We start from the raw sequence: 19,244 nt of genomic DNA, 5'->3' as shown, positions 1-19,244 counted from the left end.
CGCGTCTACACGGCCTTCAGCGGACGGTTACGCCTGTTTCCGGCCAGCCAACATCTTTGGATACGCCACCCTGCTCGCCGTCCACGACCTTGCGGAGTCGGAGGGCGCAGTGCTCCTTGGCTTGTTCACCCATTTCGATGCCAATCCACTGGCGTTTCATCTTGTGCGCTACTGCGGCCGTGGTGCCGGACCCCAAGAAGCTGTCCAACACAATGTCACCTGGATTGGTGGCTATTTCCAGAATGCGCTTCATCAGCCCTTCCGGCTTGGGCGTCTCGAATACAGCCTTCTCGCCGAAAATAAGCTCTATTTCTCGGGCAGCGTGCTGGTTCAGTCCCACGTCATCCCAGATGGTTGGTGCGGTCATGCCTTGCTTCGCTTCGGACTTGAACAACTTGCGCATCGGCGTGCCCGCGTTGCCGTCCTTGCCCCAGAAGAAGCGGCGGTCGGCCACCATCTGTTCCATGACTTCGCGCTTGTAGACCCAGCAGCGGCCCTTTCTCGGGTAGACCTCCTCCCCGGTAAAGGGGTTTTTCACCGGGTAGATCAAACTTTCGACGAAGCGTCCACCTTTCGCGTTGCCCGTGGAATCCACCTTTCGAAACGGCCCGCGCTCATCGAAGCCAAACGGCTCTACGTAAAGCTGGTATTGCGCATCGGCCTTTTCAGTGCGCTGCATCAAGTTGAATTTTTCTTCCGCGACAGTCTTTTTCGCATTGCCCACCTTCGACTTCGCATAAACCAGCAGGTGATCGTAAGTGGAGCCAATCTTCCGGTCGTTGGGGGCGCCATCTCGACGCTTCCAGGCGACGTCGGCAATGAAGCATCCCCGGTGGAACACTTCATCCGCGATCACCTTCAAATAGTGTGCCTCATTGTCGTCGATGGTCATCCAGATCGAGCCGTCCTCCGCAAGCAACTGCTTCAGGAGCTCAAGCCGCGGATACATCATCGACAACCACTTGGCATGCTCTAGATTGTCGTCGTAGTTTGCGAACGCAGACTTGGTGTTGTAGGGCGGATCTATGAAGACGCACTTCACCTGTCCCCCGTAATACGGCATGAGGGCCTTGATGGCATCCAGATTGTCGCCTTGTATGAGCATGTTAGGCGAATCGGGCTCGCCGTAGTCCAACTCCGGAACGGGCTCCAATATCCGGTAGGGAAGATGCCCCGCTGCTTCCACGTCCTCCTGGCGATCCAACCACTCCAACCACGGCATCAACAATCCTTAGAAAGTTCTTAAAAATAAACTGAACACACTAGCTACGGCTACGACGCCTCTTGCTACAGTGCGGGACTCTGGTCACGTCCCTTGAATGCGCTAAACATCCGTATCTGGGCTGCCTCATGTCTGAAATGCTGGCTACGAACAGTTCTAGATCTCCGTTCTCCAACGAACAACCTGTCGTGCGGCACGCGGATTCGGTGGACGCGAGTTTAGCCGGTCCGCGTTTATGTGCAGGAACAGCAGCAGGCCGATTATTTGCGGCACGGGGGGGCTGGATTGTTTGTCCGCATGAACCACAGGTAGCTCGGGCTTCTTGCGATGCGAATTATCGCCCAAGGAGCAGACAAAGTCCCCAGCCAAGTCGGCAGCTGCGGCATGGGCTTGGAAAGTTGGGCCAGCCATTCTGCATCGCTCCTGCCGCCGTTACCTGAAGGTCTTCATCTCAGGGCGAATCGATGGGGATCAAATGCTAGTGCTGGTATCTCCGGCACATCAAGGCGGAAACATGGCGAAAATATCCCCCCAGACTTGGGTGCTGCACCCGCGTCCCGACGAGCACAGCAAGCCATTCAAGATCCACGAGTCCTCAACTCCCACCGGGCCGGAAAGCTGGGTGGGTCCCGAGTCGATCGCACTGTGGACGCTGGATAGCGCAGTGCCGTCAGAACTGCACGGCGTGTGGCGCTGGTGCCTGCTGGCGAGGTGGCTTCCTACGTGAACAGGGACGTCGATCGCACCGTGGCCAGCAAGGCTGGGCTTGGCACGCACCTAGTCAATTGATCATTTGCGGGTACGAATGGGCGGCCAGCGCTGCTTCGTAAGCGGCAGCCTTTTTTTGGGCTTCCTCGGCCATCAACCACCAGACTTCCGACTGCTCTTCCAGGTAGTCCGTCGCCGCCGCCAAGCGCCTCCTGACCTCATCGGCCTGGCCAAGATCAGGATGGTCGTGCAGGACGCGGGCATCACCCACGATGAACACGACGTCGGTTTCGCTGATCCGTAGCAGCCTCTTCCCAATCCGGCCAAATTCGTGCACGTAGCCTTGCAACTCGAGCCTCAGCTGCCGATCGGATTTGGCGGCTTCGGTGCCGGCCAGCTCGAAGATGGAGGCGCCAATCTCGCCCATCACAAACATGACGCCTCCGAGCCGGCCGCTCTGCGAGCAGAAGCCGAGGTACGGATTGCCGATATCATCGACCATCTCTTGGGTCTCATTGAGCTCGCCCACCAAATTCGAGACCTTGACGCTCTCGTCATCGATCAGTGCTCTGCCGATCCTGAGCAGATCCTCGCGGGCCTGCTCCACTAGCGCCGCGAGCTGCCTCTGCTGATCGTCATGCATGGTGGGCTCCCTGGCGGCTTGCTGCTCTGTCCCGGGCGCGCATGATGCTCTGCCTGGTCGTGCCGTAGTCGCGGGCGAGCTGGGCGATCGAGACGCCGGCGGCGAGCTTCGCCAGCGCCTCGGCCTGCTCTGCTTCAGCGAGCGCCGCCGGCCGCCCCAGAGCCTTGCCCTCTGATTTGGCGCGAGCGAGCCCGGCCTGGGTACGCTCGATCAGCAGGTCGCGCTCGAATTCCGCAACCGCGTTTAGCACGCCCATCGTCATCTTGCCGGCCGCGCTGGTCAGGTCGACGCCGCCGAGCGCCAGGCAGTGGATCCGCACGCCCATCGCGGCCAGACGCTCGACCGTGGCGCGCACGTCCATCGCATTCCGCCCGAGCCGGTCCAGCTTCGTGACGATCAGCACGTCACCCGCCTCCAGCTTGTGCAGCAGCTTGGCGAACCCGGGGCGCTCGCCGGCGGCGATCGATCCGGAGATGTTCTCGACGACAATGCGGTGCGGCTCGACAGCGAAGCCGGCCGTCTGGATCTCGAGTACCTGGTTGTCGGTCGTCTGGTCCGCGGTGGAAACCCGGGCGTAGGCGAAGGTTCGGGACATGGCTGCGTTCCTGATGTGTACGTTGAGGGTGTACGCATTATGTGACCAGTACGAAATAAGTAAAGACTAATTTACGTACATGCCTGCGGCCCCAGTACGTAGACGGTCGGTTTCGGACAGTTCGCCTCCAAAAGCAAGGGGGATTTGATTGTCGGAGGGGAAGCGCTTCGCTCCACTTGGCGCCGGCCACGATGGCCGCTTGACGACGCCCCCTGAGCAGGCTTTGGCACCCCGTTGGGCGGCTGTGATCCCGCTACTTCAGATTCCCTTCGAAGGTCAATTTTTTGGGCGCTACGCGCGCCCTGCTTGTCTGCTCTTTCACACGGCAAGGACTAATCGGGCAAAGTAAATGTAGAATTGCATACTTTTCCCAAAAAAAACGGACTGGCGGAGATGCTTGAACAAGTGACAGCCACGCGTTTCGTCAAGCGAATGACAACTGGCCGTACAACGCCCCTTCTCCTCGAGTGCGAAGGGGACGACGAGTTGCCGATCGAAGTCGTGACGAAGTGCTCGGCAGGCACCATGGAAGGCGTGAAGAACTTGGCCATTGAGGCGATTGCCGGCATGTTGGCCGCAGACCTTCGCTTGCCAATCCCCGCACCATTCATCGTCGAACTCACTCAAGAGTTCATCGACCTTGTCGCCACGCAGGATCCCGACAGGGCCACGCTGATGAGGAACAGTAACCGTCTGGCCTTCGGTTCTAAGAGGTTGCCAAACGGCTTTGTTGCATGGGTAAAGGGCCAAACTGTCCCCGCGGAGCTCTGTGCTGAAGCTGCAGAGATCTTCACGTTCGATGCCATCATCGTGAATGCAGACCGTCGGCCGGACAACCCCAATTGCCTCTTCTCGGGGGATGGTCTGGCTATCTTCGATCACGAGCTCACGCTCAACTCCGATCAAGTGCTGTTTTGGAAGGCCCCGTGGCAGGACGGTGGTTTCGACAATTATTCGTCACCTGACCGTCATATCTTTGCCAAGCCTAACCTCGCCTCGTGCCCCCAAACCTTGGACAGATTTACCCAAGCATGGGAAGATCTCCCTGAGACTCGCTTCGAAGACTACTTCAAGGCACTTCCACCAGATTGGCTATCGGGTCCGGATCTGGCGGGTAGGGTAATCCCTTACTTCATTGAGGTGAGGAAGAATATCCGCGCGGTTGTAGAACATGCATTGGGAGTTCTGAGATGACAATACGCACTCCTTATTCTTATTCTGTTCTTCGATACATACATGACATCTCGACAGGCGAGTTCGTCAACGTTGGGATAGTTCTGCTATCGCCAACCGAACCACGACTTCGATTCCAATTTCGCAAGAACTTGGGCCGCATTGGAGAGATCTTTCCTGATCTTAGCTACTCCGCGTTCAGAGCGATCCTAAAAGGCGTTACCAAGAGATTCGAGGCAGTAAAAGACGCCTACGAAAGTCCATTGGAGTTCGGGACGCGCCCAAGTACATTGCAGGAAATTCTCATCTCAGTATTACCAAAAGATGACAGTGGCCTTCAGTGGGGCGACGTATCTTCTGGACTTAGTCCGGATCCCGACCAAACGCTAGCTAGACTCTACGAGCGCTATACGGGAAAGTATGACAGGGCGAAAGGCAAGGCCGGACGCACGGATGATGACGTATGGCGGTCTTTCAAGCGGCAATTGGAGGAGCGGCACCTGTTAGACTTTTTCGAAGAAAAGACAATTCACGGCAAAAACGATGACGTGAAGTTCGATCTCGCCTGGAAAAATGGGGTATGGCATTGCGTAGAGCCCGTCTCCTTTGATCTTTCTGGTGCAGATTCGATTAAGGAGAAAGCTCACAAGTGCGTTGGTGAGATTGTTGGCATAAGTGATGCTCCTGAGAAATTCAAGGTCTACTTACTCGTAGCAAAACCGAGCACGCCGGAACTTGAGGATGCATTCCGAAGGGCGGTAGGTATTTTGGGGAATATTAACAATGTGCCCACAGAAATCTATCTCGAAGAAGAAGAGGATAGATTAATTAATGCTCTCGGGACTCAAATTGAGGCACACGAGCAAGGTAACTCAGATGCCGCTCACCATTAACGACGCTTTTTCGTAAGATCAAAGGATCACCCGTTCGAACTTCAACTAGATAGTTCGCTGGGGTCCCTCGAACGTCGCGGATACAAAGCCGGCTTATGGTATGTAATGGAGTCACGCGGCTACCGTTTCCAGCAGCCGTGCCCTCTTTCGACTGTTAGCATTCGGTACATCACGCAGCGAGCCCAGAAGTGGGAATCGTCTCTGCGGCCCTACATCCGGGGGCAGTCGGTCGACAACAAAATTGCCGTTGGCCGGTGCGAGTGTCAAACCTGGACAGTAATCACTCTTGCTCCGCGAGGGTGTCACAGTCGGGGGAAGAAATCGACATGGTCGTGACGTGGAGCGCTTATTGATCACCCGGGCCGCCTCGCACTCGGGGAGAGGAATGAGCGTGCAATCCGGCGTCCTACGCGCCCGGGATGTACGAAGGCCATCCTGAGAAGAGGTCACTCTGGCAGGCATCTCGCATCCTGCCGCGCACCTTATGACGCAGCGCGCACGCAGGTTTCCGAGTTTTCCATCTCAATCGGTGGCATGGCGGGTTCAAAAGGTCGAAACATGCCCGCAGCGGCGGTTTGACGGCTGGCCGGGAGACACAGCAAGCGTACTACGGTCCCTTCATGCGCGCACTAAAAACTCGCGGAATATTGCGGCGACTATGAAGGCGACAACGATCTTAGTGCCGTGGCGCGATCGCAAGGCGAACAGCACGACTATTCCGGCGACAATTAGCCCCCATTCGGCGGGGGGGCCGCCGCCGCCGTGCCACCGGGCAAAGGCGGAGGGCGCCGCAAGCATCAAGAGGCCGGAAAGGGCGGCAATAGGTCTCATAGCGAGGGGTAAGGGTTCCTCGAATGTTATAACAGGCGCAACGAAAAGCGGGGCCTTGGAGGACCGTTATTCTGCGGCTCGGCTCACGGCCCCCAAGGTGCCACGTCTCAACGCCATGGATCGCGATCCCGGCATCGGTGTCCTCCATGCGATCGCCCGGCAGCCGAAGCTCAAAACCGGGGCCGCGCGTCGATAGTGAGGGGGATTCTGAGGGTAAATCGATTCATCTAACTGATTGGCCTAGCACCAGCAAGGAATTGTGGAGAATTTACACGGAATGATCGAAACGAGAAGGCTGCACGCGGAAAGGTAGTGTTCCAGTTCGATCATCAAACGTCCGCGGCAGCGATGCAGCAGCAGGTAAGTCGCTTGTGACAGGAGTCGCTGTCCTCAATCCTGGCGCGGTACCGACCTTGTTACGCTACGGTAGCGGGCGACCAGGCAAGCGTGCGCTTTCTCGAGTTCTTCGCATCAGCGTCCGCAATCCGGACACGCGCGCGCCGCGGGCGAGTTCCTCGCCTGGTGCGCGGACGCCGGCGTGCCGTCGGTCACCGCGGTGCAGCCGCTGCACGTCGCCCTGGATCGAACGGCAGACGCAGACGCTGCCGGCACCGACCGTCAAGCAGCGCCTGGCGGCGATCCGCCCCCTGTTCGACTGGCTGGTCACCGGGCAAGTGGTGCCGGTCAATCCGGCCGCTTCCGTGCGCGGCACAGGCACAGCGCACGCCAGGGCAAGACCCCGGTGCTCGATGCGACCGAGGCGCTGCAGTTGCTCGACCGCATCGACGTCAGCACGCCAGCCGGGCTGCGCGACCGGGCGCTGATTGTTGCGGACGTTTTCCGTGGCCGCGCGCGGGACCTGGCCGGTCGAGCGTCCTGAACGCGGCACCACTATCGGCCGAGGGCCGTGTCGTTGCTAGCCGCGTTTCTTGTAGCGCGCGGCAGAAGAGAACAGGATCTTGTTGGTGATCGGCACCCCGCCGCGGTCGTACAGATAGCCTTCCCGCTCCATGATCTGCCGCGCCATCCGGCCGCACAGTTGCTTGGCGCGGTCGGCGCGAATCTCCTCGTCGAATTTCTCCACCAATGTTTCCTCGAGGGGCTCCAGGGCCGGACGGCGCAGCGTCGTGGCGGTCTCCATCTGCAGGATGGTCCGCTCCTCGTTCAGATAGGCCCATAGGTTGCGGCCAAACGGGGTTTCGAAGAGGTCCTTGAACATACCGGGATCGAAGGGGAAGGACATGGTCAACTCCATCTCGTGCTTGAGATCTCATTATAAAGATAGCAAATATGAGATGTCAAATTCAGAAACCAACTCTTGATAACCTGTTATCGAGAGTTACTTTCCTCCTGAGATTGAGTGCGGCTAGGCCGAGTTCGGCGGGGCTACCAACCGGACCGAGAGGCAGCGCAACTGGCAGAGTTAGGTTCACGTCTCGCTAGACAGCCCTTTCCGTCGCTGTCTAGCCAGAGTGTCTAGTTGCCGGCACGGGGGCGCGTGCTTGAGTGTCACTGAGCGGTGTCGAGCGCCGCCGGCCAGCGCTTCAAACGGCGTAGCAAACCGGTATCGGGCCGGACGCGGTACACGGCGAGCGTCCTATGGCCCTTGCCGAGCACGACGTATTGAAGCCCGTCCTGCGTCTCAACGCCAGAGTTGCCCTCTGACGGCTGGTCCCATCCCCCGCCGTGTGGACGCGCGTGTCGATCGCGCACTGTTCGGCTTCGATGCCAGTTCGCACAGACTGGCTAGGCCCGACGCCCCCTCAGCAGCGCCCCGATCTATAGACGAAAGACAAAACTAGAGGAATGCGGAAAACCGCCAAAGGCTTACGTTTGCGGGAGACTGTGGACGCTGAATCGCGTACGACGGGTCCGTCTAACCGCGGTACCACAGCCGTGCCGGTACGATCGGGGGCGCGAGGTAAGCTATCCCGACAGCTGAGGAAACTGGGACTGGTGAGCAACGTGGGCTGCCATGGTTGATTCTCCGGTCAGCCGCATAGCGAAGGGCCTGCGGGTAATTGAGGCAGCACGTTATGCATGGGGGCAATTTTGGGGGCATCTTTGAAATCACCCGGACCGGGATGTCCTATTTATGTGCCTTTCGACCAGTTGTTCGGTAGTCCTTCGGCCACCAGAACATTTCCAAAGTAGTCCGGAAAAAGCCGGGAAGCCCTATGTAAATAGGGCTTCCCGGCTTTTTTGTTTCCTGTGATCGTCCGGCGTGATCGTGGAGGAGGCAGGCGGCCGCATGTGGGTTGCGCACCCATCCAACGGCGTCGCGGCCTACCGAGCGGCCTATCCGAAGGGGCACGCCGACGGCAACGTCGAACGGACCCAATCCACGACCAGACACCAATCGCCCGGAGGCAGGAAAGTGTCAGAGTCTGACACTACCCTGCGCGCTCCGCCGACAACGAACCAGGCAACGCAGGCACCCCAGCGGTCGGAAGATATCGCGCGCATCGCGTGACGCTCGAGCGGGCGCTTCCGAAGCGCCGGCAACATGAAATCCTCGATCGGATCGGATCTCTACGGCCCGGAGCAATGCGGCCGCGCCGAGTGCGCCGGGCTCGTGCCAGGATGCTGCCGGTGGCCCCGAGGGGGGCCACGCACTCCCTCACTGCCCCTGCGGCCTTCTGGTCTTCTGCGAGACCGGGATCACCGATGGTCCCGCAGCTACAGGTGCCGGCGCGGATGGTGCCGGAGAGGCCCGCAGTTGGCTGGCAATGGTACTCGGCACACGCAAGGTCGCGATGCCTTCGGATTCGTGCAGTGCCTGGCCGTTGTCATAGCCGGTGGAGACGGCTTCGAGGTAGCCTGGCATAAACGTTTGCTCGGGCGTGACCACTGACTTGGCCGGCGCGGCGGGCTGCGCGTATGCCACGCAGTTGACACATAGCGCGAGCACGCGAATCAGCAGGACGGCTCGCCGTAGCTTGTGCACGGCGCCCCGCACTGGCGAGTTGGTCCGGCTCTCTCGTGGTTCATAGCAATGGATCTTCATGACGGTTCTCCGAAGGAGCGGATGCTCCGGGTGGGAAGACGAGCTTCGGCGCCGCGCTCGAAGCCGTTAACCGCATGGACCATGCCATCCCCTGAATGGCGGAAATAGCGTATACGCCGCCACTTTATCGCTCAGGGTGTTGGGTGAATGCAGACAGGCGCGCCTGCCAACGTGGGGCCTAGCGCAACATGTGTCGCGCTAGGCGTGGGCGAATCCCCCGGCCTGTGGATAACTGCGCAAAACCCTGGGGATAAGCAGGCAGGAAAGCTGTGCCCTGGCTGGGGGCGGGTTGTGGGGCGTATACGTACAACTTCGGGGCGGTTTTTGCGCGCCACGTATACGTCACCGGGATATCCCGTGAACTCAGGGTAATCCCTGGCACTTATCTTGTTCGCAAGTCCTTGAACAGAAAGGGGAAAACAGGCTTATCCACGGAAAATCGGGCCGTTTACCTACTACTACTATATTGGTATACGTAAACAATATAGAAAGACAGAAGGCAAGCGTTGCGGGATACGTATACGCGGTCCGCCTTTGATTCGCTGCGTCACACGTATACCTTCCGCGTATCGCACCGCCAACGTTAACCCGCCCCCTCAGCGCGGCACCTTGAATGCCTTTCTCGCCAGCAGAGCTTCCTCGCGAGTCGAACAGCCTTCCATATGGTCGTTAACCAGGCCCATTGCCTGCATCAACGCATACATCGTGGTGGGACCGACAAAGCGCCACCCGCGCTTCTTCAGGTCCTTGGACAGAGCCGTCGATTCGGGCGAGATGGCCATGGTGCGCAGCACTTCCGGCGTCAGCAGCGCTGGCCGGCTGGCGGGATCCGGCTCGAAGCGCCAGAAGTAGGCGGCCAGCGACGGCTCCGTCTCCAGCAGTTCGCGGGCGCGTTGCGCGTTGTTGATGGCCGCCTCGATCTTGCCCCGGTGCCGCACGATGCCGGCGTCGCCCAACAGGCGCTGGATATCGCGCTCGCTGAACCGCGCCACCTTGTCGATCTCGAAGTTGGCGAAGGCGCGGCGGAATGCCTCGCGCTTGCGCAGGATGGTCAGCCAGCTCAGCCCCGCCTGGAAGCCTTCCAGGCATAGCTTCTCGAACAGGCGGCGGTCGTCGTCGACCGGAAAGCCCCACTCGCTGTCGTGGTAGTGGCAATAGTCCGCAAGGGTGCCGCACCAGCCGCAGCGCACGCGCTCCGCCTGTACGGCTTTCCCGGCCACCTTTTTCGCTGCCTTTTTTGCCACGCTGTTGTCTGCTGCCATGGGTGCGTTCTCCTTCGATCCGCCATCTTAAAGCGACTCGCGCGGCATGTCCCGCCCGCACGGACGCACGATGCGTTTGCTACGATGCCAGCCGTGAAGAACGATTTTCTTTAGGACTGACATGGACAAACGACTGGCGACCATCGAAGAAGACGGCTGGCAGCTCGACGACGGTGAAGTCATCGGCGAGGCGCACCCGGAGACCTTCTGGGTGCCGCCGCTGGAAGCCCGGCAGGCGCTGCAGCCCGGCCAGCTGGTGAAGCTGATTTTTCGCATCGTTACCACCGACGAGCAGGACCGCGACGAGCAGCACGTGGAGCGCATGTGGGTGGTTGTCACCGGGCGCGAGGGGGATCTCTACAGCGGGGAACTCGACAACCAGCCCTACTGCACAGAGGAGATGGAACCCGGCATGCCGCTGTGGTTCGAGCCGCGGCACGTGATCAACATCCATAGCGACGAGGAATGACCGCCGGGCCGGCCGGCATCGCTGGTATCGCCTGACGATGTCGACCTCGCGCTACACTGGGCGCGCATGATTCAGGCGGTTCCCCGTGCCGGCAAATGCAGTTCGGCGCCACCAGCCGCCGTCTTCTCCAACCTTTCTAGGCGAAATCTCATCTGATGCGTTGGATATTCGCGGTGATTGGCTTGTTGCTCGGCGCCGCGGCGGCCGGGTTTGGCGGTGCCGTGACGGGCGCGATACTGGGCTTCGGCTTTGGCTGGATGATCAGCGACCGGCCTGCGCGGCCACGGCCCGATGGGGCGACACAGGGCGCGCCGGAGGCGCCTTCGCTCGCGGCTCGCGTGGCGCGCCTCGAGCAGGAACTGGCCACGCTCAAGCGCGAGATGGCACAGTTGCGCGGCGAGACCTCGGCGATGCCCCAGCAGGCTGACGCAGTGGAAGGTACGCCAGCGTCGCACGGATTCCCGGCATTCGAACCGGCATCGGCGGAAGGCCCGGTGGCGGCCGCAACGCAGATGCCCGAGATGCCCGAGCCGGCGTTCGCTCCCGCGGCCAGCCTTCCGCCACCTTTCCCTTCCGTGCCGGCCCCGGTTCGTGCCCCCACGGCATCCGCACCGATCTCCGTCGCCGCCGCGGACCAGCCCGCGCCACACGTGGAACCCCCGCTCTCGTCCGCATTCGCCCCGCAGGAGCCCGATTTCATCGAACGCGCGGTGTCCGCCGCGCGCGGCTGGCTGCTGGGCGGCAACAGCGTGGTACGGGTCGGCATCCTGATCCTCTTCTTCGGCGTGGCCTTCCTGCTCAAGTTTGCCTCCGACAATGCCATGCTGCCGGTCGAGTTCCGGCTGGCGGGCGTGGCTGCCGGCGCGGTCGCGCTGCTGGCGGCGGGCTGGCGGCTGCGCGAGCGGCGCGCTGCCTATGCGCTGGTGTTGCAGGGCGGCGGCGTGGGCGTGCTGTATCTGACCGCGTTCGCCGCCACCAAGCTCTACGGCCTGCTGCCGGCCGCGGGGGCCTTCCCGCTGATGGTGGCCATCTGCGCGCTCGCCGGCGGCCTGGCGGTGCTGCAGAACGCTCCGGTGCTGGCATTCACCGGCAGCGCGGGTGGCTTCCTCGCTCCGGTACTGATTTCCACTGGCGGTGGCAGCCACGTGATGCTGTTCAGCTACTACGCGCTGCTCAATGCCGGCATCTTTGCCATTGCCTGGTTCCGGGCCTGGCGCCCGCTCAACCTGCTGGGCTTTGCGTTTACCTTCGGCATCGGCACGGCGTGGGGCGCGCTCAACTACCGGCCCGAACTGCTGGCTACCACCGAGCCGTTCCTGATCCTGTTTTTCCTGATGTACACGGGCATCGCGCTGCGCTACGCGTTGCGCCGGCAGGTCAGCCTCAAGGACTACGTCGACGGCACGCTGGTGTTCGGCACGCCGCTGCTGGCGATGGGCCTGCAAGCCGCGCTGGTGCGTCATATTCCTTTTGCCATGGCATGGAGCGCGGTGGCGCTCGCAGCGTTCTATCTCGGCCTGGCCGCGTGGCTGTCGGCGCGCCGCGATCGCCTGGGCATGTTGTTCGAAGCCATGCTGGCACTGGGCGCGATCTTTGCCACGCTGGCTGTGCCGCTGGCCTTCGACGGGCGCACCACCAGCGCCGTGTGGGCGGTGGAGGGCGCCGCCGTGGTGTGGGTGGGCGTGCGCCAGCAGCGCCGCCTGGCGCTGGCGTCGGGGCTGCTGCTGCAACTGGCGGCCGGCGTGGCTTTCGCGGCGGGCAGCCTGTTCGAGTCCACGCCACTGGCGTGGCCGGTGCTGAACGGCCGCTACGTGGGCACGCTGCTGCTGGCGGTGTCCGGTGTTTTCAGCGGCTGGCGCCTGCATGGGCGGCCGGAGGCGTGCGCCTGGTTCGCGCCATCCGCTCCGCTGGGCCTTGCCGCCGCGGCGTGGGGCCTGTTGTGGTGGCTGGGTGGCGGCGTGGTCGAGATCCATCACTGGTACGACGTGCTCGACTGGACCGTGCGCGCGCTGCTCGCCACGCTGGCGCTGTTCGTGGTGTTGAGCGCGTGGCTGGCGCACCTGGCGCGGCGGGTGCTGGCATGGCCGCTGGCCGGCAAGCCTGCGCTGGCCATGACGCCGGTGCTGGCTATCCTGGGCGTGCTCAGTTGCGCGATCTGGTCGGCGTCGCCCCTGCATGGCATCGGCGCGCTGGCCTGGCTGCTGGTCTTTGGCGCGGCCTTGCTGTTGCTGTGGCGGCAGCAGGGCGATGAACGCGATGCCGCGCTGGCGCCCATGCATGCGCTGCTGTTCTGGACGCTGTGCGCGCTGCTTTCCACCGAAGCCTACTGGCGGCTGCGCGCCTATGTGCCGGAGGGCGCGTGGAGCTGGAGCGCCTGGGCCTATGGCTATGGCGGGCTGCTGGCACTGCTCTCGGCCTGGGGCTGGCGCCTGCGCTGGCCGGTCGCGCGCTTCGCGCGGGCCTACCTGCTGTGGGGCGCGCTGCCGCTGGCGGCGCTGCTGTGGCTGTGGAGCCTCGCCAGCGTGGCCAGCGATGGCGACGCCGCGCCGCTGTTCTACCTGCCGCTGCTCAACCCGCTCGACGTCGCCCAGCTGCTGGCCATGCTGGCGGTGGCGCTGTGGCAACACCGGCTTGCCGCGCTGGGCCTGGCAACGCGGCCGCGCGTGCTCGAGTATGCCGCGTCCGCCACCGTGTTCCTGTGGTGCAACGCGATGCTGCTGCGCACGCTCCATCACTGGACCGGCGTGCCGTACACGCTGCAGGACCTGGGCGGCTCGACGCTGGTGCAGGCTTCGCTGTCGGTGTTCTGGACCGTGCTGGCGCTGATTGCCATGGTGGTGGCTACCCGGCGCGGCACGCGCGCGCTGTGGTTTATCGGCGGCGCGCTGCTGGGCCTGACCGTGGTCAAGCTGTTCCTCTTCGACCTGTCCTTCGTCAAGGGGATCGAGCGGATCATCTCGTTTATCGGCGTGGGTGTGCTGTTGTTGCTGATCGGTTACTTCTCGCCCTTGCCGCCAAAGGCCAAGGAGGCAATTTGATGCCGGTTTTCCCAAAGGCTGGCGTGCGCGACCTGGCGGCTCTTCCGCTTCTGCTGGGGGCGCTGCTGCTGTCACCACTGGCCCGGGCCGAGCGTTTCACGCTGGCCACCGAGGGCGTGGCGGCCTACTACGCCGTGACCCTGGACGCCGATGTCTACGCCCATAGCGCGCGGCCGGGGCTGGCCGACCTGCGGGTGCGCAACGGCGCCGGCGAATTGCTGCCCTACGCGCTGGACTTGCCGCCCGAGCCGACGGCCGAGGTGCGTACGCTGAGCGACGTGCCCTGGTTCGCGCTGCCGGCGCTGGCGCAGCGCCAGGCCGCGCCCATGGGCGTGGTGATCGGCACCGACGGCGCGCTGCGGGCGGCCAGTCCGCAACCGGCCGCCGCCAGCGCAGCGGCATGGCTGCTGGACCTGAGCAAGCTGCGCGAGGATGCCGCCGCGGTGGTGATCGGACTGCCGGACGGCGAGTACCAGGGCGCGGTGGACGTCGCCAGCAGCGACGACCTGCAGCACTGGCAGGCCGTGGGCAGTGCGCAATTGCTGCGGGTCAGCCGCGGGGGCAGCGTGCTCAGCCAGGACCGGGTCGCGCTGGGGCGCTTGCGGGCGCGCTACCTGCGCTTGCAGTGGCAGGGCGTGCCGCCGGCGCCGGCGCGCGTGCAGGTGGAGACCGTGGCGGCGGGCACGCCGCCGCCGCTGGCGCTGCAATGGCGCGAGGACATCGCCGCCACGCAGGCCCAGGCTGGCGGCGACTACGTGTTCGACACCGGCGGGCGCTTCCCCGCCGAGCGGGTGCGCATTCACCTGCCGCAGTCCAATACGGTGGTGCGGGCGACGCTGTGGTCGCGCGCCGACCCGGAGTCGGCCTGGCGCATGGTGAGCAGCGGGCAGTTCTACCGGCTTGCCGGTGCGGGCGGTGCGGAGCAGGAGAGCGCGCCGCTGGCGATCGGGCGTAATGCCGATCGTCTGTGGCGCCTGAGCGTGGATGCGCGCGCCGGCGGCATTGGCAGCGGCATGCCGGTGCTGGCGCTGGGATGGCGTCCCGCCGTGGTGACGTTTGTCGCGCGTGGCGCGGCGCCGTTTTCGCTGGCGGTGGGCGAACCCGCGGCGCAGCCGCGGGAACCCGGGCCGGTCGCGCGTGCCGAGTTGCTGGCCGGTCCGGCACCGGTCATCGCCAAGGCGCGGATTGCCGGCATGAACGCGTCGCCGCGCTCCGCCGCGGCGCCCGCCGACGCCCAGCGCAACCGGCGCCTTGTCTTGTGGGGCGCGCTACTGCTGGCCGTGGGCGTATTGGGCGCAATGGCCTGGCGCTTGTTGCGAACGCTGGGCGAGCCGGCCGCGCCGCCGCCGGAGCGAGATCCGCCGGCGTCCTGAACGCCCGTGCACGCACAAAGAAAAAGGCCAACCGGGTGGTTGGCCTTCTTCATTTCGTCGTCGCCGGCCGGAGCAAATCCGCCGGCGGGAGCGGTTACTGCAAGGGCTTGCCGGTACGGTCGTGCATGAACAGCAGCGCGACAAAGCTCACCACGGCAGCGGCGATCACGTAGTACGCGGGCGCCAGCTTGCTGCCGGTCGACGCGATCAGCCAGGTCACGATCAGCGGGGCAAAGCCGCCGAAGATGGTCACGGCGAAGTTGTAGGCGAGCGACAGGCCGGTCGAGCGGACCTCGGTCGGGAACTGCTCTGCCAGCACCGCCGGTGCCGGGCCGGTGAAGGCCGCCAGCAGGATGCCGAGGATCACCTGGACCATCAGCAGGGTCTGGGTGGTCGGCGAGACGTTGAGCCAGTGGAACAGCGGATAGGCCAGCACGCCGATGACCAGCGCCACGGTACCCAGCATGCGCTTGCGGCCCAGGCGGTCGGACAGCATGCCCATCAGCGGGCACAGCACCAGGATGATGGCGCCGCACAGGGCGGTCGACTGGAAGGTCGCGCCCAGCGGAAGGCCGAGCTGCTGCTTGGCGTAGGACGGCATGTAGAACACCAGCACATAGGTGCACACCGTCCACAGGATGGTCACGCCCAGGCCGGCCAGCACTTCGCGCGGATGGTCGCGCAGCACCTGCGTCAGCGGGGAGAACTTGATGTTGCTGGCCTTGCGCTCCGCGCGGCGCGCCTCGAAGGCGGGCGGCTCTTCCAGGTGCGAGCGGATATACATGCCGACCGGGCCGATCAGCAGGCCGAACAGGAACGGGATGCGCCAGCCCCAGGCATCGATCTGCTCCGGCTCCAGGCCATTGATCACCAGCGCGCCCATGGCCGCGCCCAGCATAAAGGAAATGCCCTGGCTGGCCTGCTGCCAGCTGGCATAGACGCCGCGCTCCTCGTCGGGCGCGTGCTCGATCAGGAAGGCGGTGGCGCCGCCAACCTCGCCGCCGGCCGAGAAGCCCTGGATCAGGCGGGCCAGCACGATCAGCGCGGGCGCCCACAGGCCGATCGACGAATAGGTGGGCGCCAGGCCGATGATGGCCGTACCGAGCGCCATCATCAGGATGGTCAGGGTCAGTGCCGCCTTGCGGCCCACGCGGTCGGCATAGACGCCTAGCACGATGGCGCCGACCGGGCGCATGAAGAAGCCCACGCCGAAGGTGGCGACGGTCAGCAGGAAGGAAGTGAGGTCATTGCCGGTGGGGAAGAACAACTTGGCAATGATCAGCGCGAAGAAGCTGTAGACGGTGAAGTCGAACCATTCGAGGCCGTTGCCGATGGTGGCGGCAAGAATCGCCTTTCGTCGCTGGGATCTGGATATTTCGTGAACTTGAGGTGTTGCGGCGGTGGCTTGCATGATCCGTTTGATGCAATGAGAAATCGGCGGAGGGCTTTGCCCGGGACGGCGCGTGTGCCCTGAAAGGCAGAATAGTAAGCGATTCTTTAATTAACCAGCGCGCCGGTGTTCTTTGTGTCCAGCCTGTGCCGCGCCCTTGCGGGTGGCGGCGGATGCACCGCCTTGTTCCGGGAAGCGGTCAGATCAGGCTGCCGGACGCTTCCTGTACCGCCCTGGCCAGCGCCTCGGCCACGGCCCGCACGCGCGGCGAGCGTCGCACGTCAGGGTGTACCGCCAGCCAGATATCACGCCGCAGGGCCGTATCCGGCGGCATCATGCCGAACAGGGCAGGGTCGTCGCGCGCCAGGAAATGCGGCAGTACGGCCAGACCCAGCCCGGCGCGGCAGCCTTGGTGCAGGGTGGCGAGATCGTTGGCGTGCATCACGAAGGGCCGCTCGCCGGCCAGGCGTTCCAGCCAGCGCTGCTGCGGTACCTCGCGCAAGGATTCGCCGTAACCAAGGAAAACCCAGGCATCCTGGGGCAGCCCGACCCAGCCGTGGCTGCCATAAAGGCCGTAGCCCATTTCCCCCAGCTTGCGCGCCGCCAGCCCGGGCTGCTGCGGCCGCGACAGCCGCACGGCCAGGTCAGCCTCGCCGCGATGGAGATCGGCGGCGCGCGCTTCGCCCGTCAGGTCAAGCACGATCCCTTGCCACTGCGGGCGCAGCGCGGCCAGGCGGGGGACCAGGAAATGGCTCCCGAAAACGGGGGGTACCGATAGCCTGACAGTGCCCTCCAGCGTGCTGGCGCCCAGTGCGGCCCGGCCAAAGGCAAGCGCCTCCTCCTCCATCCGGCTCGCGTGGGCGAGCAAGGCCTCGCCTTCGGCGGTTAGCGGCCAGCTGCGCGGCAGCCGGTCGAACAACCGCACGCCCAGCCTGGTTTCAAGGCCCTGCACCCGTCGCGCTACCGTAGAGTGTTCCACGTGAAGCACTCTGGCCGCGCCGGACAGGCTGCGCTGACGGGCCAGCGCGAGGAAGTACCGCACGTCGTCCCAGTCCAGGGGAAGGCCGCCTTGTTCTGTCGAATTTTGCACAATAAATGCGAATGGTTTGGGAGTTCCGATCTATTTTGCACCGGGCTATCGTGATGCGAGTCGACTTTTCGACGTTTCCTGCAATCTCAACGATTCGATACGCCATCTCGCGGAGTCCGCCATGACTGCCATCCCTTCACTTCAAGTGCGCCTGCATGCCCCCGGTGGGCCTGAAGCATTGCGCCTGGAAACCGTACCCGTCCCTGCGCCCGGCCCGGGCGAAATCCGGCTGATCCATACCGCCATCGGGGTGAACTTCGTCGATGTCTACCATCGCACCGGCCTCTATCCCTTGCCGGCTCTCCCCGCCACGCTGGGCGTGGAGGGCGCGGGCATCGTGGAATCGGTGGGGCCTGGCGTCAGCGGCCTGTCGGAAGGCCAGCGAGTGGCCTATGCCGGCCCTCCGGCGGGCGCCTATGCCCGCGTGCGCAACTTGCCGGCCGAGCGCGCCGTGGCGTTGCCCGAGAGCGTGCCGGATGAAGCCGCCGCGGGCGCCCTGCTGCGCGGTATGACGGCGCACATGCTCTATAGCCGGGTGCGCCCGCTGCGCGCTGGCGACAGCGTGCTGGTGCACGCGGCGGCGGGTGGTCTGGGCCTGGTGCTGGTGCAGTGGGCGCGTGCGCTGGGCGCGCGCGTGATCGGCACCGTCGGCAGCGAGGCCAAAGCGGCGCTGGCGCTGGCGCACGGCCTGGAGCGCGCGGTGCGTTATCGTGAGGCGGATTTCGTTGCCGCCGCGCGCGAATTCGGTGGCGGTGACGGGGTGGACTTCGCCATCGATGGCATCGGCGCCGACACGCTGGTGCGCACCCTGGCAGCGGTACGGCCTTACGGCATGGTGGCCAGCATCGGTCAGGCCGGAGGCGACAGCGGGCCGCTGGACCTGGCAGCGCTGGGGCCGGCCAGGTCGATTGCGCTGTCCCGGCCGGGCGTGTTCCGCTTCATGGCCGATCTCGCGCACTACCGCGAAGGCGCCCAGGCCACGCTCACGCGGCTGGAGGCCGGCCTGAAAGTAGAGATCGGCGCGCGCCTGCCACTGGCCGAGGCCGCCGAGGCGCATCGCCGGCTCGAAGCCGGCGAGACTTCCGGCTCCCTGTTACTGCTGCCATGAGCGGCGCCGCATTGCCATCGCCAAGCCTGGCCGGGATTGGACAACCTTTGGAGCGTTCCATGCTGTACCTGATCTTGTTGCGCTACCGCGCGCCCCTGGAAGAACTCGACCGCCATCTGGCGGCACACCGCGACTTCCTTCACCGCCACTATGCTGCCGGCCATTTCCTGCTCTCGGGCCGGCAGGAGCCGCGCGTGGGCGGCGCCATCCTGGCACGCGGGACAAGCCGCGAGGAGGTGGCGGGCTGGCTGGCCGAAGACCCCTTCCATCGGGAAGGCCTGGCCGACTACGAGACGATTGCCTGGGCGCCCGGACTGCGAGCGGGCGACGCGCCGGCGGCATGGGCGCCGGACGCGGCAGTGGTGGAACGGGCCGTGGAGAACTAAGGTGCCGAGGCGCGGACCGCGTCAAAGGCCCGCGCCGCGTGGCGGAGGGAAGGGGC

At 64.2% G+C, this 19,244-nt stretch carries 17 protein-coding genes; 9 read left to right on the top strand and 8 right to left on the bottom strand.

Going from position 1 to position 19,244, the window contains the following annotated elements:
- Window positions 1–16: 16 nt before the first annotated feature.
- Window positions 17–1,222 carry a site-specific DNA-methyltransferase gene (locus CF70_RS07250; RefSeq protein ID WP_081862063.1) on the bottom strand — a complete coding sequence of 402 codons (1,206 nt, stop codon included), beginning with the start codon at window positions 1,220–1,222 and terminating at the stop codon, window positions 17–19.
- 514 nt (window positions 1,223–1,736) lie between these two features.
- Here CF70_RS07250 and CF70_RS35740 point away from each other — a divergent pair.
- The gene (locus tag CF70_RS35740) at window positions 1,737–1,949 is read left to right on the top strand and encodes a hypothetical protein (protein ID WP_152561715.1); all 213 of its coding nucleotides are present in this window, start codon (window positions 1,737–1,739) and stop codon (window positions 1,947–1,949) included.
- A gap of 54 nt (window positions 1,950–2,003) precedes the next feature.
- On the opposite strand, the gene CF70_RS07245 is transcribed toward CF70_RS35740, so the two are convergent.
- Both CF70_RS07245 and CF70_RS07240 read right to left on the bottom strand, forming a co-directional pair.
- Window positions 2,004–2,573 carry a hypothetical protein gene (locus tag CF70_RS07245; RefSeq protein WP_035862465.1) on the bottom strand — a complete coding sequence of 190 codons (570 nt, stop codon included), beginning with the start codon at window positions 2,571–2,573 and terminating at the stop codon, window positions 2,004–2,006.
- Window positions 2,566–3,168: a recombinase family protein gene (locus CF70_RS07240; RefSeq protein WP_035862463.1), complete on the bottom strand. Its 603-nt coding sequence runs from the start codon at window positions 3,166–3,168 to the stop codon at window positions 2,566–2,568. The genes CF70_RS07245 and CF70_RS07240 overlap by 8 nt, the downstream gene beginning before the upstream one ends.
- A gap of 393 nt (window positions 3,169–3,561) precedes the next feature.
- On the opposite strand from CF70_RS07240, the gene CF70_RS07235 reads away from it, so the two are divergent.
- The 3 genes from CF70_RS07235 to CF70_RS07225 all read left to right on the top strand — a co-directional run bounded on the left by CF70_RS07235 (window position 3,562) and on the right by CF70_RS07225 (window position 6,945).
- Window positions 3,562–4,362, top strand: a complete 801-nt coding sequence (locus tag CF70_RS07235; protein ID WP_035862461.1) for a HipA family kinase — start codon at window positions 3,562–3,564, stop codon at window positions 4,360–4,362.
- Window positions 4,359–5,234, top strand: a complete 876-nt coding sequence (locus tag CF70_RS34550) for a DUF3037 domain-containing protein (RefSeq protein WP_081862062.1) — start codon at window positions 4,359–4,361, stop codon at window positions 5,232–5,234. Before CF70_RS07235 ends, CF70_RS34550 begins: the two co-directional genes overlap by 4 nt.
- 1,369 nt (window positions 5,235–6,603) lie before the next feature.
- Entirely contained in the window at window positions 6,604–6,945 is a 342-nt protein-coding gene (locus CF70_RS07225) for a hypothetical protein (RefSeq protein WP_414629431.1), read from the top strand.
- Between the two features lie 36 nt (window positions 6,946–6,981).
- On the opposite strand, the gene CF70_RS07220 is transcribed toward CF70_RS07225, so the two are convergent.
- The 3 genes from CF70_RS07220 to CF70_RS07210 form a co-directional block, all read right to left on the bottom strand.
- The gene (locus tag CF70_RS07220; RefSeq protein ID WP_152561714.1) at window positions 6,982–7,308 is read right to left on the bottom strand and encodes a hypothetical protein; all 327 of its coding nucleotides are present in this window, start codon (window positions 7,306–7,308) and stop codon (window positions 6,982–6,984) included.
- A 1,377-nt stretch (window positions 7,309–8,685) separates the two neighbouring features.
- A complete protein-coding gene (locus CF70_RS07215) occupies window positions 8,686–9,072 on the bottom strand; it encodes a hypothetical protein (protein WP_051648111.1) in 387 nt (128 codons plus the stop codon).
- A gap of 596 nt (window positions 9,073–9,668) precedes the next feature.
- Window positions 9,669–10,334, bottom strand: coding sequence for a DNA-3-methyladenine glycosylase I (locus CF70_RS07210; protein WP_235184928.1), 666 nt, complete (start codon window positions 10,332–10,334; stop codon window positions 9,669–9,671).
- Between the two features lie 121 nt (window positions 10,335–10,455).
- Here CF70_RS07210 and CF70_RS07205 point away from each other — a divergent pair, with 121 nt between their 5' ends.
- The 3 genes from CF70_RS07205 (at window position 10,456) to CF70_RS07195 (ending at window position 15,214) form a co-directional block, all read left to right on the top strand.
- Entirely contained in the window at window positions 10,456–10,803 is a 348-nt protein-coding gene (locus tag CF70_RS07205; protein ID WP_035862457.1) for a hypothetical protein, read from the top strand.
- 155 nt (window positions 10,804–10,958) lie between these two features.
- Window positions 10,959–13,841: a DUF2339 domain-containing protein gene (locus CF70_RS07200; protein WP_035862456.1), complete on the top strand. Its 2,883-nt coding sequence runs from the start codon at window positions 10,959–10,961 to the stop codon at window positions 13,839–13,841.
- Complete coding sequence (locus tag CF70_RS07195) at window positions 13,841–15,214, top strand: DUF3999 domain-containing protein (RefSeq protein ID WP_051648110.1); 1,374 nt, start codon at window positions 13,841–13,843, stop codon at window positions 15,212–15,214. Before CF70_RS07200 ends, CF70_RS07195 begins: the two co-directional genes overlap by 1 nt.
- A gap of 94 nt (window positions 15,215–15,308) precedes the next feature.
- On the opposite strand, the gene CF70_RS07190 is transcribed toward CF70_RS07195, so the two are convergent.
- Complete coding sequence (locus CF70_RS07190) at window positions 15,309–16,625, bottom strand: MFS transporter (RefSeq protein WP_035862454.1); 1,317 nt, start codon at window positions 16,623–16,625, stop codon at window positions 15,309–15,311.
- A 178-nt stretch (window positions 16,626–16,803) separates the two neighbouring features.
- The gene (locus CF70_RS07185; RefSeq protein WP_200876708.1) at window positions 16,804–17,661 is read right to left on the bottom strand and encodes a LysR family transcriptional regulator; all 858 of its coding nucleotides are present in this window, start codon (window positions 17,659–17,661) and stop codon (window positions 16,804–16,806) included.
- Between the two features lie 154 nt (window positions 17,662–17,815).
- Between CF70_RS07185 and CF70_RS07180 the strand changes: the two genes are divergently transcribed.
- On the top strand, window positions 17,816–18,802 hold the full coding sequence (locus tag CF70_RS07180; RefSeq protein WP_035862451.1) for a quinone oxidoreductase family protein: 987 nt from the start codon (window positions 17,816–17,818) through the stop codon (window positions 18,800–18,802).
- Between the two features lie 59 nt (window positions 18,803–18,861).
- The gene (locus tag CF70_RS07175) at window positions 18,862–19,188 is read left to right on the top strand and encodes a YciI family protein (RefSeq protein WP_035862448.1); all 327 of its coding nucleotides are present in this window, start codon (window positions 18,862–18,864) and stop codon (window positions 19,186–19,188) included.
- Window positions 19,189–19,244 lie beyond the last annotated feature (56 nt).

The sequence above is a fragment of the Cupriavidus sp. SK-3 genome, assembly GCF_000611145.1.
GTDB lineage: Bacteria > Pseudomonadota > Gammaproteobacteria > Burkholderiales > Burkholderiaceae > Cupriavidus.
This window is presented reverse-complemented; position numbering and strand designations above follow the sequence as displayed.